This window comes from Micromonospora sp. LZ37, from assembly GCF_059359015.1.
In genome coordinates this window covers 42,726-55,721 of sequence record NZ_JCADBL010000008.1, presented here as the reverse complement: position 1 = coordinate 55,721, position 12,996 = coordinate 42,726, and the positions used below count along the sequence as shown (strand labels likewise).

Below are 12,996 nucleotides of genomic sequence, written 5' to 3'. Positions count from 1 at the left end.
GTCGCGCGCATCGACGTCTTCGCCGTCGGCCCGGCGTGGGCCCGGACAGGGGCGCGGGCCGGGTTCCCGCTCCGGGGTCCCGGCCCGCTCCGTGCCGCGGTCGGATCAGCTGGAGTAGCCGCGTTCGGCGATCCAGTCGGCGACCTTCTTGTCGGTCATCCAGTAGTGCTTCTCCGGGTCGTACGGGTCGGCGATCTTCAGGATCTCGCCGCTGTCCCGGTATCCGACGATGCTCGTGTAGTGCCCGGCCGGGAACGAGTGTCGCTCGCCCTCGGTGTCGACGGCGGTCCCGGTGGTGTTGGCGACCACGCCGCGCCGGGCGTCGATGGCCTCGACCACCTCGGTACGCAGCTTGTCGACATCCTCGGGGCGGGCCGTCGGGCCCTCGATCCTGGTGGTCTCGTAGCCGCCGCCGGTCACCTCGTTGAGCACGCGGGTGGTGTCGTCCGCGGAGTTGGTGCCGTCGGTGGTGGTGCCGAGCTTCTTGGCGACCTCGCGCTGGGGCAGGGCCTTGCCCTGCGTTGACAGCGCGATGCGGGTCGCCGCCGGTGCGCAGTAGTACTCGTTGGGCTGCCTCTGGTAGTCGTGCGGCAGCACCCGCTTGTCCTCCTCGCCCGCAGGCGGCGGGGGCTGCGCCTGAGGCTGGGGCTGGGGTTGCGTCGTGATGGCGGGGCGGCTGTCGACCGGGACGTCCGGCGTGGTGATCGCCGGACCGGCGACGGCGCCGCCGGTGAACACCAGACCGGCAACGGAGAGGGCACTCTTGCGGAATAGCGAGTTCATCGTGAAGCTCCCATCGGGTTGGCTTCCCGCGCTGTCGACCGTCGGTTACCCGACCCGGTTCCGCGAAAACGCCGGGAGCATACGCGGGCCGGCGAGGAGGCGGAGCCGGTTTCGCGCAATCCCGCCCCGCGGGTCCCGGGTCTGGCCCGGGCGTCGGCTTGGTCGGCGGTGCGGAAGGTGTCGTACCTGTCGTCTCCGGGCGCGGCGTCCCGATCAGCCGTGCCCTTCCGGGGCGCTCCCGCCCAGCTGCGGCGTCTCGCATCGTGTGGGAGGGCGCCGGCCGGATGTCCGGTTGCGTCCCGGCGTACCTCGTCGGGGTGAGTGGGGTGCGTACCGCGCCGTCGTGGGTGTCGTCGCCAGGATGATCGGCGGTCGTGGGGCGTGGCGGCGCTGCCGCGGACCCGACGTACCTTCCAGCAGCCCCGCCAAGGACCCGGGCACGGTCGAGGGAGAGCGAAATGTCGACGTCCCCCTACTCCGACGACGCGCGTCGTGCCCGGGAGCTGTCGAAGGCGCCGGTGCCACCGGTGGCCCGAGGACCGGAGATACCGGAGGCCGGGTACGCCGTGGAGGAGATCGCCGACGGTGTCTTCTGGGTGTCGGAGGGCATGTACCAGATGATGTTCGTGGTCACCGACGAGGGCGTCATCGCCGTCGACGCGCCGCCCACCCTCGGCCACAACATCCTTCGGGCGATCCGCGGCGTCACCGACCGCCCGATCACCCACGTGGTCTACAGCCACCAGCACTCCGACCACACCGGCGCGATGTCGGTCTACCCCGATGACGTGCCCCGCTACGCCCACCGCATCACCGCGGAGCGGCTGGCGCTCCTGGCCGACCCGAACCGGCCCCGGCCGACGCACGTCTTCGACGACACCCTCACCATCGAGGCGGGGGACCACAGCCTCCAGCTCGACTACCGGGGGCCGAACCACGCGGAGGGGAACATCTTCATCTTCGCCCCGACGCAGCGCGTCCTCATGCTCGTGGACGTGATCTTTCCCGGCTGGGTGCCCTTCTCGAACCTCGCGATCTCCGCGAGCGTCCCGGGCTTCGTCGCGGCGCCGGAACAGACCCTGGAATACCCCTTCGACAAGCTCGTCGGCGGGCACGTCAACCGGGTCGGCACCCCGGACGACGTCAGAACCCAGATCGAGTACCTAAACGACCTGCGCGCCACCACGGAGGCGGCGCTCTCCTCGGTCGACCTGGAGGAGATCATGGCGCCGGTCGACCCCCACAACGTCTGGGCGGTCTTCAAGACGTACCTCGACGCGGTGGCCGCCCGTGCGGCGGACGAGATGGTGCCACGGTGGGTGGACCGGCTGGGCGGCGCCGACCTGTTCACGCTGCCGAACGCCTGGTCCATGGCGGAGGCCCTGCGCCTGGAGTACGGCCGGATGGGCCCGTTCGGCATCGCACCCTGACCGTCCGGCCCCGGAGGGCTCAGCGGGGGGACGCCCTCCCGGCCCTGCGCAGGCCGAGCAGGGCGACCAGGGCGAGGAGGATGACGGCGACGGCGAACTCGTTGGCGGTCCGGGGAAGGCCGCCGCCGTGGACCACGAGGAAGCCGGCGATGACGGTGGGCAGGCCGAAAGCGACGTAGGCGACGATGTAGAGCAGGGAGAGCACACTGGCGCGTTCGTGCGCCTCGACCTGCGGCATGACGGTCTTGAGAGCGCCCTGGAACCCGCCACCGAAGCCGACGCCACCGAACACGAGGCCGACGAAGTAGCCGGGGATGGATTCGGCGGTGACCGACACCACCGTGATGATCATGCCGATGATGAGTGCGGTGATCGCGGTGAGCATGACGGTCCGCGCGGCGGCGTTGCGCAGCAGGAGGACGGCGCCCGTCCCGCAGAGGGAGAAGACGAAGATGGCCAGGCCGCCGACCACGACCGACATCTCCATGAGGGCGCGCACGAGCGCCGGGCCGAGCGCGAGGAAGAAGCCGGCCAGCGCCCATACCGCGAAGACCACCGGAGCGACGGCCAGGACCGGACCGCGCGCGGCGCGGGGCAGCTTGATCTCCGGTAGCAGGCTCCGGAGCGCTCCCGCCATCGGCGTGACCGTCTCCGGCATCAGCACGACCCCGATGCCCTGGATCACCAGGATCACCAGCAGTACGACGTAGACCAGCCGGGTCGGCGCGGGCAGGTACTGGATGAGCAGCGCCGAGAGCAGGGCACCGATACCGGTACCGAGACCGGGGGCGATCGAGTTGGCGATCGTGCCGCGCACGCGGTTGATGTCGAGCATGGCGGCACCGACGGCGCCGGTGGCGGCGCCGGCCGCCAGCCCCTGCACGACGCGGGCCGCCACCAGCGCGGGTACCCCGTTGGCGAGGATGAAGATGATCAGCGAGAGGATCTGGACCGCGATCGTGACGAGCAGGACCGGTCGTCGACCGACATGGTCGGACAGTTTGCCGAAGATGAGCAGCGAGGCCAGCACCGCGCCGGCGTAGACGGCGAACACCACCGTCGTCGTGGTCGGCGAGAAGTGCCAGAGCTCCTGGTAGATGCCGTAGAGGGGGGTCGGGGCCGCCGACGCGGCCACGAAGGACACGAGGATCGAGGCGAGCAGGAACAGGGAGACTCCGGGCGAGTGGCGTCCCGGTACGGCGGTGCTCATCAGAGGTGCTCCTCGGGTGTGCGGCATGCGGAGGCCCGGCGCGGTCGACCTGACGGGCCGCAGCGGACTACCCGGTGCGACCCCTCGCACGCGACCCGAATCAGCCCGGCGGCACCCGGCTCGCCCAACGGGTCGGGTCCGGCCCGGCGGTGACCGGCGCGGGACCACGCCACCCTCGGCGTCGGTCCCCGCGCCGGACCGCTGGATCAGGCCGTGGCCGTGGCCGGGGTGCCGGCGCGCCGACGGATCAGCGCCGTCGCGGCGCCGATCAGGGCCACTGCGGCGCCGAGCAGCAGGACGGCGTCGGCGCCGGGCGCCGAGAAGCCGCCGGTCCGGCCCGCCGGCAGCAGGCTGGAGGCGACGGTGACGCAGACCGCCACGCCGAACGCGGAGCCGACGTAGCGGGCTGTGTTGTTGGCGCCGGAGCCCATCGCGACCCGGTCGGCCGGGACGCTGGTGACGGCGAGCCGGGCGAGTGCCGCGTTGAGCAGCCCGCTGCCCGCCCCGGAGATGAGCAGCCCGGGAATGGTACGGATCCAGGAGTGCGCACCGGCGTAACCGAGCATGGTCAGGTAGCCGACGGCGGTCAGGGCGAAGCCGAGGGCGAGTTGCCGGGTGGGCGCGGAGCGGGTGCCGAGGTGGCGCATCTGGTTGCTGACCACGAACGCGGTGCCCGCCCAGACGAAGGCCAGCCCGGCGGTGCCCAGCGCGCTGAGGCCGACCAACCGCTGCACCAGGGTCGGCAGGACGGTGCTCGGGCCGATCGCGGCGAGCCCGGTGAAGAACGCGCCGATGGTGGCGATCCGGAAGTCCGGCCGGCGGAACAGGGCGAGGTCGAGCATCGGTGCCCGGCCGCGGGCCTCGATCGCCACGAAGGCGGCGAGCAGCAGGGCCCCGAGCGCCAGCGGGATCAGCACCGCCGGCCGCAGCCAGCCGGTGCGTCCGGCGGTGACGGCGACGAGCAGCAGCGACAGGCCCGCGCCGAGGGTCAGCACCCCGGGTACGTCGATGTGGGCCATCCGATCGGCGCGGGACTCGGGGAGCAGCCGGCCGCCGAGCGCCGCGAGCACCGCTGCCAGCGCCGCGAGGAGCAGGTGGGACCAGCGCCAACTGCCGAGAGCGGTCAGCGCGGCCGCGACGATCGGGCCGAGGGCGATGCCGGCGCCGAGCATCGACGCCCAGCGGGCCGTGGCGTGGGAGCGTCCCTGGTTGCTGTCGAAGGCGTGTCCGAGCAGGCCCAGCCCGGCGGCGAGGATCCCGGCGCTGGCCACACCCTGGAGCACCCGGGCGGCGATGAAGAAGGTGGCGTCGGGGGCGACGGCGGCGCCGACCGTGCCGGCGGCCAGCAGCGCGAGGCCGACCCGGAATATCCGGCGTCGTCCGAAGTCGTCGCCGAGGCTGCCGGCCACCAGCAGGGTGGCCGCGAGTCCGAGGGTGATCGCGTTGATCAGCCAGGTCTGGGTGGTGAGGCCGGCTCCGAGGCTCCGCGCGGTCTGCGGCAGCACGGCCAGCGGCGCGGTGTAGTTCATGAGCACGAGCAGGGTCGCGGCGCAGACCGCGAAGAGGGCCCGGGAGCCGGAGCGGCTCGTGTCCGGGACCGGGGCGTCGGCGGACGGTGGGGTGACGCCGGTGGATGTCGACATGCGGGATGAGCCTCTCGGTTCGGTGAACGAACCGAGGCTAGCAGCAATGGTTCGTTGAATGAACCGACCGGGGGTAGGATCGCGGTGTGGCACTGGGGAAGAAGTACGAGGGGCAGAACTGCTACCTGGCCAGGGCGCTCGAACTGGTCGGTGAGCGGTGGACGCTGCTCGTGATCCGCGACGCCTTCTACGGCGTACGTCGCTACGGTGACTTCCTCGGCCACCTGGACATTCCCCGGGCCGTGCTCGCCGACCGGCTCGCCACCCTGGTCGAGGCGGGCATCCTCGCGCGCCACCGCTACCAGGACTCCCCGGCCCGCGACGAATACCTGCTGACCGAGCGGGGCACCGAGCTCTGGTCCGTGATCTTCCCGCTGATGCGGTGGGGCGAGCGGCACTTCTCCACCGGCGAGTCGCTGCGGACCTTCCGGCACGCCGCGTGCGGCACCGAACTCGACCCGGTGAGCCGCTGCCCGGCCTGCGGCCTCACCGACGTGGCTCCCGGCGACATCGAGGCCGACACCGGCCCGGGGGTCCCCGCCCAGCCGCGCCAGGACCCGGTCAGCGTCGCACTGCGCCGCCGCCCGCACCGGCTCCTCCAACCGCTGCTCTGAGCCGTTGGAGCGGAGGTCACGCCCCTGGCGGGCTCAGGGGCCGGCCTGGCGGCGTCGTTCCCGGTGCGCGGCCACCACGCTCCAGCCGATGGAGGTCGAGAGGGTCAGCACCACCACCAGCAGGGTGAGCCAGAGCGGCAGCTTTCCCACCGGCGTCTCGGCCAGGATCAGCTTCGTGCCCGCGAACGCCAGGAGCACCGCCAGGCCGTAGCGCAGGTACCCGAAGTGACGCAGCAGCCCGGCCAGGCAGAAGTAGAGGCTGCGCAGCCCCAGCACGGCGAACGCCGTCGACGTCCAGACGAGGAACGTGTTTGTGGTGATCGCCAGGATCGCCGCCACGGAGTCGATCGCGAAGACGACGTCGGTCGCCTCGATCGCCACCAGCGCCAGCAGCAGGAGCGTGGCCCGGCGCCGGCCGTCGATCCGTACGACGAACCGGCTGCCGTGGTAGTGCGGCTCGGTCGGGACCACCCGCCGGAAGAGCCGGACCACGACGTTGCGCTCGGGGTCCACGTCGGGCTCGCCGCGCACCGCCAGGCGCCATCCGGTCCAGATCAGGAAGGCTCCGAGCGCGAAGCCGGCGACGGCCAACCGGTGCAGCAGCTCCGCCCCGGCGAAGATGAAGACCAGCCGGAACACGAGCGCACCGACCACCCCCCAGAAGAGCACCTTGTGCTGGTACTCGGCGGGTACCCGGAAATAACCGAACAGCAGCGCGAAGACGAAGACGTTGTCGACGGAGAGGGCCTTCTCCAGCAGGTAGCCCGAGTAGTACGCGACCGCCGGCTCGCCGCCCCACCCCAGCCAGACGACCACGCCGAAGGCCAGTCCGGCGGCGATCCAGACGCCGCTCCAGATCAGCGCCTCGCGCAGCTCGATCACATGGTTGTCGCGGTGGGAGAGCACGTCCACCGCGAGCATGACGGCGATGACGGCGCCGATCGCCGCCCAGGCCCAGAGTGGGGCCGCGAACGTCCCTTGGTCCATCTGGTGCCCCTCCGCATCCCACCGAGGCATGGCCGGCGGCTGTAGCCGCCAAGGCAGCCGGATCGGGCAGGCGGCTACTGCGAGCGGAGCAGCCAACGAGCCGGTGGTGTCCGGTCGACGCGACGCAGCGCCGCTGAGCCTAGCCAGCTGGTCGGGGCGGACGAGGCGGTTGCGGCACCGTCGTCACCCGTCCGGGGGGCGGTCCGGGCAGGCGCGGGTGCGGCGGCGGGCGGCGGGCGTTCGCGTGATGAGTGGAGGGCGGCTCCTGCCCGGTGCGGTGAGCGGGTCCATGCCGGTGTGCCGACCCGCCGGGCACGGCCTGGCGGGATGACGCCGTGGCCACCGGCGACATCAGCGAGTACGGGCCGGCCAGGTCGAGGTTTTTCGACGAGGTGGGCGCGGATCGGGACCGGCCGGTGGCGCGGCGCCTGCTGGCCCACGCGGCCGATCCGCGTCCGGCCGTACGACTGACCTCGCCACCGGCTCCCAGCTCGCCGCCCTCACGTGACCGGCGGTGGCCGCCGTCCCGCCGGTTGATCCTGGTCGCGGATCGCGCGCAGGAGTGCCGGGGGCAGCCGGGTGCTCGCGCCGAGGACCTCCAGGCCGACGACGTGGCCCTCGGCGTCGAGGTCGAGGACGAACATGCCGTCAGCGGGGTCGAACGGCACGACCCGCTGTACGGCGCCGGGTGGCAGGGCGTGGTCGAGATAGAGGTAGGCCGCGTCGGCGACGCTGTCGTAGGTGCAGACCAGCGTCACCCGTGTTTCCTGGTACACGTGCGCCAGGCTCGCACAGGGGCGGCCCGCGCCGTCTGCTCAGGTGGCGACGTTCTCCAGGGCCCTGGCGAGCGCCTTGAGGTCCAGGCCCGCCAGGTGGTCGAGGAAGTGCCGGCGCACGGCGGCCACCTGGGTGGGCCAGGCCTCCTCGAGGCGGGCGAAGCCGGCGTCGGTGAGGACGGCGTTCCAGCCGCGGGCGTCCTCTTCACACCTGACCCGCTGGACGAACCCCTGGCCCTCCAACTTCTGCACCACGCGGGTCATGCCGCTGAGCGACATCTCGCAGGCGCTGGCGAGTTCGCTCATCCGTAGCTGCCGCTCGGGGGCCTCGGAGAGGTGCATCAGGACCAGGTAGTCGATGGAGGGGAGCCGCTGCTCGCGGACCATGTAGGCGTCGAGGGCGCGGGGCAGCGCGTAGATGACGCGGTTGAGGGACCGGACGACGGCCTCTTCGTCCGGGTTGAGTGGTTGCACCCCTTCCGGGGCTGACTTCGGCTCAGGTGTGACGGTGGACATGACCCCAGCCTACTTGCTTGACGAAGGAAATGCACGGTCTATAGTTGCGACGTCAAGCAAGGAATGCCCGTGTCCGGGTGTTCTGTCGCCAAGGAAGGAACCACAGATGGCCAGGATCGGAATCATCATCGGCAGCACCCGGCCGGGGCGTAACGGCGCTGCCGTGGGCCAGTGGGTGTACGACGTGGCTTCGCAGCGTACGGACGCCGAGTTCGAGCTCGTCGACCTGCTGGACTACAAGCTGCCGCACCTGGACGAGATCTACCCGCCGTCGATGGGCCAGTACCAGCAGCCGCACACGCTGGAGTGGGCCAACAAGATCGCCTCGTTCGACGGGTTCATCATGGTGACCCCGGAGTACAACCACTCCACCTCGGGCGCGCTCAAGAACGCGATCGACTTCCTCTACAGCGAGTGGACCAACAAGGCCATCGGCTTCGTCAGCTACGGCTCCGTGGGCGGTACCCGGGCCGTGGAGCACCTGCGCCTGATCGCCGGTGAGCTGATGATGGCCGACGTGCGGTCCCAGGTGGCCCTGTCGCTCTTCACCGACTTCGAGAACTTCAGCGTCTTCAAGCCCAACGCCCACCAGCAGGACGCCCTCACCACCACGCTGGACCAGGTCGTGGCCTGGAGCAAGGCCCTCGCGCCGCTGCGCAACAAGTAGTCACGCCGCCCTCGGGCCGGACCGACGCGCAGCATCGCGCGTCCCGCCGGCTCGACGGTGACGGAATCGAGAGAGGCCGCTCCGAGGCGGTGGTGCCGGGCGTTCCGCCCGGCACCCGCGCCGCTCGGAGCGGCCTCTCTCGCCATCCGGGTGTGGCACCGCCCACCACCAACCGCTCGCAGGGGCGAGCGACGGCGACGAGGCAGGGATGTCAGATGCAGTTCGGAATCTTCGGCGTAGGGGACCTGCAGCGCGACCCGCTGACCGGGCGGACGCCCTCCGAACACGACCGGATCAAGGCGGTGGTGGAGTACGCGAAGCTGGCCGAGGACGTGGGCCTGGACGTCTTCGCCATCGGCGAGCACCACAACCCGCCGTTCATCCCGTCCTCGCCCACCACGCTGCTCGGGTACGTCGCGGCGCGGACGAACCGGATCCTGCTGTCCACGTCGACCACGCTGATCACCACGAACGACCCGGTGAAGATCGCCGAGGACTACGCGATGCTCCAGCACCTGGCCGACGGTCGGGTGGACCTGATGATGGGTCGGGGCAACACCGGTCCGGTCTACCCGTGGTTCGGGCAGGACATCCGCAACGGCATTCCGCTGGCGATCGAGAACTACGACCTGCTGCGCCGGCTGTGGCGGGAGGACGTGGTCGACTGGCAGGGCCGGTTCCGTACCCCGTTGCAGTCGTTCACCTCGACGCCGCGTCCGCTGGACGGCGTGCCGCCGTTCGTCTGGCACGGCTCGATCCGCAGCCCGGAGATCGCCGAGCAGGCCGCCTACTACGGCGACGGCTTCTTCCACAACAACCTTCTCTGGCCCAAGGAGCACGTCCAGCGGCTGGTCGGGCACTACCGCCGCCGCTTCGAGCACTACGGGCACGGCCCCGCCGACCAGGCGATCGTCGGCCTGGGCGCGCAGCTGTACGTGCGGAAGAACTCGCAGGACGCGATCCGGGAGTTCCGGCCGTACTTCGACAACGCCCCGGTCTACGGGCACGGCCCGTCGCTGGAGGAGACGATGGCGCAGACCGCCGTCGTGGTCGGCAGCCCGCAGGAGGTGATCGACCGCGTGCTGGCGTACCGCGAGGTGGCCGATGGCGACTACCAGCGTCAGCTGTTCAACGTGGACGGAATCGGCGTACCGCACCGGGCCGTGCTCGAGCAGATCGAGATGCTGGGCGAGATCGTGCCGGTGCTGCGCAGGGAGTTCGCCGTCGGTCGTCCCGCCCACGTCCCGGACGCCCCGCTGCACCCGGCCCTGAAGGCGGCGCAGGCAGGGGCGACGGCCGCGGAGGAGGCGGCGCGATGAAGCGGACCCTCGCGGTCGTCTCCGCCGGGCTGCGGCTGCCGTCCTCGACCCGGCTGCTGGCCGACCGGCTCGCCGACGCGGCCCGGTACGAGTTGGAGCGGCTCGGCGCGGAGGTCGACGTCGACATCATCGAGGTACGCGACCACGCGCACGATCTGGTGAACCACTCGCTGGCCGGCTATCCGTCGCCGGAACTCGGGTCGGTGTTCGAGACCGTCGCCCGGGCGGACGGCCTGATCGCGGTGACCCCCACCTTCACCGCCTCGTACAGCTGGCTGTTCAAGGCGTTCTTCGACAACCTCGACGACACCGCGCTGGTGGACAAGCCGGTGCTGATCGCCGCCACCGGCGGCACCGGGCGGCACTCGCTGATCCTGGAGCACGCGCTGCGGCCCATGTTCAGCTACCTGCGCGCGGCGACCGTGTCCACCGGGGTCTTCGCCGGGCCGGAGGACTGGGGCGGCGGCGACCCGACCCAGGGGTCGCTGGCCAGCCGGATCGCGCGGGCGGCCCGGGAACTCGCGGGTGAGGTGGACCGGCGGGACGCACCGACCGTCGACGACCCGTACGACGACCCGACGCCGTTCGACCGCATGCTCCGCGGCGAGTGAGGCGGGCCGCGGCGGGGTTGGCCGGCGGTCGTGACATGCTCGCCATCCCACCGCATGAAGGCTGCTGGAGCACCGATGTCACTGCCACCCGGATCCGCCCGCGACGTCGTACCGGTGCGACTCGGCACCTGGCCCACGCCGGTGGAGCCGGCGCCCCGGCTCGCCGCCGCGCTCGGCCTCGGCCCCGATGACCTGCTGGTCAAGCGGGACGACCTGACCGGGCTCGGGGTCGGCGGCAACAAGCTCCGCAAGCTCGAGTGGACGGTCGCGGAGGCGCTCGCCGGCGGGGCGGACACCCTCGTCACCACCGGTGCGCCGCAGAGCAACCACGCCCGGCTGACGGCGGCGGTGGCCGCGCGCCTGGGGCTGCGGGCGGTGCTCGTGTTCCCCGGGGCGCCCGGTGCGTCACGGACGGGAAACCTGGTCCTGGACGCCGTTCTCGGCGCGGAGATCGTCTTCACCGGCGTCACGGGCCGGGCCGCCCTGAACCAGGCAGCCGCCCAGGTGGTCGAGCGGCTGCGGGCGGCGGGCGCCCGTCCCGCGCTCCTGCCGTTCGGCGGGTCGAGTGTGCTGGCCGCGCGGGGCTACGTGGCCGCGGCGGAGGAGCTGCTGACCCAGGCGCCGGACCTGCACACCGTGGTGGTCGCGCTCGGATCGGGGGCGACCATGGCCGGACTCGTCGCCCGCCTCGGGTCCGAGCGGGTGCTCGGGGTGCACGTGGGCGCGGTGGACGACCCCCGCGCGGTCGTCGCGTCCTTCGCCGCCGGGCTCGGGGCGTCCGCGCCGGCCGAGGGACTCCGCGTCGACGACGAGCAGGTCGGCCCCGGGTACGGGTCGTTCACCGAGCCGGTGCGGGAGGCGCTTTCGCTCGCCGCGCGTCGCGAGGGGATCATCCTCGACCCCACCTACACCGGCCGCGCGATGGCCGGGCTGATCGCCGCGGCGCGACGAGGGGAGATCCGTCCGGGCCGGCGGACCGTCTTCCTGCACACCGGTGGCGTGCCCGGACTGTTCGGGCACGCTGCGGCGCTGACGTGGGCCGACAGCATCCCGCCCACCGGATGACCGCCCGGTCCACGCGGGTCGCCCGCGCCACCGATCCGGGTGGCGGTGGTGGCAGCGCCGCGCGTGGCACGACCGTCGTGCCCGCAAACGATCTCAAGTTTTTGCCGTCACACCGCATCTGGCGGTTCAGTTCTTGCAGGAACCCCGCGTAGAGTTGCGGCGTGACCAAGCGGTTGACGGAGGTGGCCCGCAAGGCGGGCGTCAGTGAGGCGACCGTGAGCCGGGTGCTCAACGGCCGTGGCGGCGTGTCGGAGGCGACCCGGACGGCGGTGCTGACCGCGCTGGACGTCCTCGGCTACGAGCGCCCCACCAAGCTGCGGGGCGAGCGGGCGCGGCTGGTCGGTCTGGTGCTGCCGGAGTTGCAGAACCCGATCTTCCCGGCGCTCGCCGAGGTGGTGACCGGGTCGCTGGCCCAGCGCGGCTTCACCCCCGCGCTCTGCGCCCGCACCATCGGCGGCGTCCCGGAGTCGGACTACGTGGAGATGCTGCTGGACCACCAGGTGTCCGGGGTCATCTTCGCCGGTGGGTCGTACGCGCTGGCGGACGCGTCGCACGAGCACTACCGGCGGCTCACCGACCGGGGGTTGCCGGTGGTGCTGGTCAACGCGGGCGTCGACGAGCTCGGGTTCCCCCGGGTCTCCACCGACGACGCGGTCGCCGTGGAGCAGGCGTACGGGCACCTGCGCTCGCTGGGCCACGAGCGGATCGGCATGGTGCTCGGTCCGGAGGACCACGTGCCGTCCCGGCGGAAGCTGGCCGCGATGATCCAGGTGGCCGACTGGACCGACGGCGACGAGTGCGTGGAACGCTCCAGCTTCTCCATGGAGGGGGCCCGCGTCGCCGCGACCAAGCTCGTCGAGCGGGGGGTGACCGGCGTCATCTGCGCCAGCGACGTGTTGGCCCTCGGCACCATCCGGGCGGCCCGCCGGTTGGGTCGTTCGGTGCCGGGCGACATCTCGGTGGTGGGGTTCGACGACTCCGCGTTCATGACCTGCACCGACCCGCCGCTGACGACGGTCCGGCAGCCGATCGAGACGATGGGACAGGCCGCCGTCGACCTGCTGGTCACCCAGATCGAGGGGGCCGGCGCGTTCACCGACGAGCTGCTCTTCGAGCCCGAGTTGGTGGTGCGGGGCTCCACCGGGCCGGTGCGCGGCGCCGGCTGATCCGTTCCGGCACCGGGGTGTAGGACAAAAAGGGCGGACCCCTTCGGGTCCGCCCTTTTCGCTGCCCATCGACGCTGCGATCGTTCTCTTTCAAGTTTTAGTCCAGTTATTGCGGACAGCCGTACGGCTTTGTATCGTCAGCGCCACGAAACATCCGAGCAAGAGAGCCAGACCCTCATAGCGACGCCCGTTCCCGAAGGGGTGGACAG

At 71.9% G+C, this 12,996-nt stretch carries 13 protein-coding genes; 7 read left to right on the top strand and 6 right to left on the bottom strand.

All coding sequences use genetic code 11. From position 1 onward, the window contains the following. Positions 1-105: 105 nt before the first annotated feature. The gene (locus AC5L3Z_RS17615) at positions 106-783 is read right to left on the bottom strand and encodes a C39 family peptidase (RefSeq protein WP_494843336.1); all 678 of its coding nucleotides are present in this window, start codon (positions 781-783) and stop codon (positions 106-108) included. Between the two features lie 458 nt (positions 784-1,241). Between AC5L3Z_RS17615 and AC5L3Z_RS17610 the strand changes: the two genes are divergently transcribed. Next, entirely contained in the window at positions 1,242-2,213 is a 972-nt protein-coding gene (locus AC5L3Z_RS17610) for an MBL fold metallo-hydrolase (protein ID WP_494843334.1), read from the top strand. A 19-nt stretch (positions 2,214-2,232) separates the two neighbouring features. On the opposite strand, the gene AC5L3Z_RS17605 is transcribed toward AC5L3Z_RS17610, so the two are convergent. Together AC5L3Z_RS17605 and AC5L3Z_RS17600 are read right to left on the bottom strand one after the other, a co-directional pair. Further along, positions 2,233-3,423 (bottom strand): MFS transporter, encoded by a 1,191-nt coding sequence (locus tag AC5L3Z_RS17605; protein WP_494843332.1) that lies wholly within the window; start codon positions 3,421-3,423, stop codon positions 2,233-2,235. Between the two features lie 206 nt (positions 3,424-3,629). Next, positions 3,630-5,066, bottom strand: a complete 1,437-nt coding sequence (locus tag AC5L3Z_RS17600; protein ID WP_494843330.1) for an MFS transporter — start codon at positions 5,064-5,066, stop codon at positions 3,630-3,632. Between the two features lie 86 nt (positions 5,067-5,152). Here AC5L3Z_RS17600 and AC5L3Z_RS17595 point away from each other — a divergent pair, with 86 nt between their 5' ends. Further along, entirely contained in the window at positions 5,153-5,680 is a 528-nt protein-coding gene (locus AC5L3Z_RS17595; protein ID WP_494843328.1) for a winged helix-turn-helix transcriptional regulator, read from the top strand. Between the two features lie 33 nt (positions 5,681-5,713). Here the strand turns inward: AC5L3Z_RS17595 and AC5L3Z_RS17590 are convergent, their stop codons facing one another. From AC5L3Z_RS17590 to AC5L3Z_RS17580, 3 genes are all read right to left on the bottom strand, one after another. After that, positions 5,714-6,667 carry a TerC/Alx family metal homeostasis membrane protein gene (locus AC5L3Z_RS17590; RefSeq protein ID WP_494843326.1) on the bottom strand — a complete coding sequence of 318 codons (954 nt, stop codon included), beginning with the start codon at positions 6,665-6,667 and terminating at the stop codon, positions 5,714-5,716. Between the two features lie 500 nt (positions 6,668-7,167). Next, entirely contained in the window at positions 7,168-7,443 is a 276-nt protein-coding gene (locus AC5L3Z_RS17585) for a DUF2283 domain-containing protein (RefSeq protein WP_494843324.1), read from the bottom strand. A 39-nt stretch (positions 7,444-7,482) separates the two neighbouring features. Further along, positions 7,483-7,959, bottom strand: coding sequence for a MarR family winged helix-turn-helix transcriptional regulator (locus tag AC5L3Z_RS17580; RefSeq protein WP_494843322.1), 477 nt, complete (start codon positions 7,957-7,959; stop codon positions 7,483-7,485). A gap of 106 nt (positions 7,960-8,065) precedes the next feature. Between AC5L3Z_RS17580 and AC5L3Z_RS17575 the strand changes: the two genes are divergently transcribed. The 5 genes from AC5L3Z_RS17575 to AC5L3Z_RS17555 all read left to right on the top strand — a co-directional run bounded on the left by AC5L3Z_RS17575 (position 8,066) and on the right by AC5L3Z_RS17555 (position 12,787). After that, positions 8,066-8,626: an NADPH-dependent FMN reductase gene (locus tag AC5L3Z_RS17575; protein WP_494843320.1), complete on the top strand. Its 561-nt coding sequence runs from the start codon at positions 8,066-8,068 to the stop codon at positions 8,624-8,626. Positions 8,627-8,841: 215 nt separating this feature from the next. After that, on the top strand, positions 8,842-9,945 hold the full coding sequence (locus tag AC5L3Z_RS17570; protein ID WP_494843318.1) for an LLM class flavin-dependent oxidoreductase: 1,104 nt from the start codon (positions 8,842-8,844) through the stop codon (positions 9,943-9,945). Next, positions 9,942-10,556: an FMN reductase gene (locus AC5L3Z_RS17565; protein WP_494843316.1), complete on the top strand. Its 615-nt coding sequence runs from the start codon at positions 9,942-9,944 to the stop codon at positions 10,554-10,556. Before AC5L3Z_RS17570 ends, AC5L3Z_RS17565 begins: the two co-directional genes overlap by 4 nt. A gap of 75 nt (positions 10,557-10,631) precedes the next feature. Beyond that, positions 10,632-11,621 (top strand): D-cysteine desulfhydrase family protein, encoded by a 990-nt coding sequence (locus AC5L3Z_RS17560; RefSeq protein WP_494843314.1) that lies wholly within the window; start codon positions 10,632-10,634, stop codon positions 11,619-11,621. A gap of 161 nt (positions 11,622-11,782) precedes the next feature. Next, a complete protein-coding gene (locus AC5L3Z_RS17555; RefSeq protein ID WP_494843312.1) occupies positions 11,783-12,787 on the top strand; it encodes a LacI family DNA-binding transcriptional regulator in 1,005 nt (334 codons plus the stop codon). Positions 12,788-12,996: the final 209 nt, after the last annotated feature.